This window comes from Aminobacter aganoensis (assembly GCF_014206975.1).
Lineage (GTDB): Bacteria > Pseudomonadota > Alphaproteobacteria > Rhizobiales > Rhizobiaceae > Aminobacter > Aminobacter aganoensis.
This window is the reverse complement of the sequence record NZ_JACHOU010000049.1, coordinates 1-1231: the sequence shown is the minus strand read 5'-3', so window position 1 is coordinate 1231 and position 1231 is coordinate 1. Positions and strand designations below refer to the sequence as shown.

At 64.8% G+C, this 1231-nt stretch carries 2 protein-coding genes; both read right to left on the bottom strand.

The features are described from left to right. Nucleotides 1-5: 5 nt before the first annotated feature. Entirely contained in the window at nt 6-722 is a 717-nt protein-coding gene (locus GGR00_RS28180) for a helix-turn-helix domain-containing protein (protein ID WP_184702877.1), read from the bottom strand. A 68-nt stretch (nt 723-790) separates the two neighbouring features. Continuing rightward, nucleotides 791-1231: HupE/UreJ family protein (locus GGR00_RS28175; protein WP_184702875.1), on the bottom strand; the 441-nt coding region annotated here is incomplete at its 5' end.

Here is a 1231-nt window from a genome sequence, read left to right as displayed (position 1 = left end):
GAAAATCAGTCCTCACTATCCCCATGGCGATAGGAGATGATCGACAGGAACCTTATCGGCAGCTTTGTCAGCTGCTCGGGGCCGTGTGGCGTGTCGGCCTCGAAGAACAGGCTGTCGCCAGGGCCCATGTGATAAAGCGTCGAGCCATGGCGATAGGTGATCTCGCCTTCAAGCAGGTAGAGGAATTCCATACCCGCGTGCTGGAACAGCGGGAAGATGTCGGTGTGGCTGGTCAGAGTGATCAGATAGGGCTCGACGAACACCTGGCTTGAAGCGGAGCCGATGTAGCCGAGCAGATTGTAGTGATGGCCGGCGCGGGTGCCGCGCCGCTCCACCTCGACGCCGGCGCCCGCCCTGACGAAGACCGCACTGCGCTCCTCCTCGAAGCTTCTGAACAGCGCGGTCATCGGAACGCCAAGCGCCTGGGACAAGGCTTGCAGCGTGGTCAGCGACGCCGAGATGACGCCGTTTTCGATTTTCGACATCATGCCGACCGAGATGTTCGCGGCCCCCGCGAGCTCGGTTGCGGTCATGCCGTGACGCTTGCGGCAGGCCCGCACCTCCCGGCCGATCGCAGCCTGCAATTCGTTCTCGCCGGGCGCCCGGACGGCATGCGGATCCTGCTGCAGGGCAACCGGCGCGGCCGTCCTGGCGAATGCCGTTGCTCCGCGCGCCGGAAAGCTCGTGGCACGAGCCGGACGCATGAGAACTGAACTGCTCATCCTGGCACCTCGTTACTGTTGAGCTGCAGCCGCCGCCTCTACCAAGGCGGTGGCTGATATTGCCTGTTTCAGACGAGGCCGGTTACAACACCTATGCCGGCGAAGGCGGCGAGCGCTCCGAGCGAACGTACAACCAGTGCCCCGCGTGCGCCCGCCTTGCCATCGAGGGCCAGACCGAAACCAAGACCGGCCGCGTGCAACATCGCCGTCGCCAACACGAAACCGGCACCATAGGCGAGACCACTGGCGCTCTCGGGCATCTCCGCCCCGTGCGCATAGCCGTGAAACACAGCGAAGAAGCCGACAAGCGCCATCGCCGCCGCCACGCCAGCCCGCAGGTTGAAGGCAACGACGCCGCCGAGAACGACGATCGACAGGCCAATGCCGAGCTCGACGAATGGAACGGCAACGCCGGCCAGGCCAAGAGCGCCACCCAGAACCATGACGGATACAAAGCTTGCCGGGACGAGCCAGCGAGCCCACCCGCCAAGCTGGGCGGCGAACAGGCC

Bases quoted from the DNA above. Each gene is read 5' to 3' on its own strand.
- GGR00_RS28180 (WP_184702877.1), bottom strand. From the start codon at position 722: ATGAGCAGTTCAGTTCTCATGCGTCCGGCTCGTGCCACGAGCTTTCCG.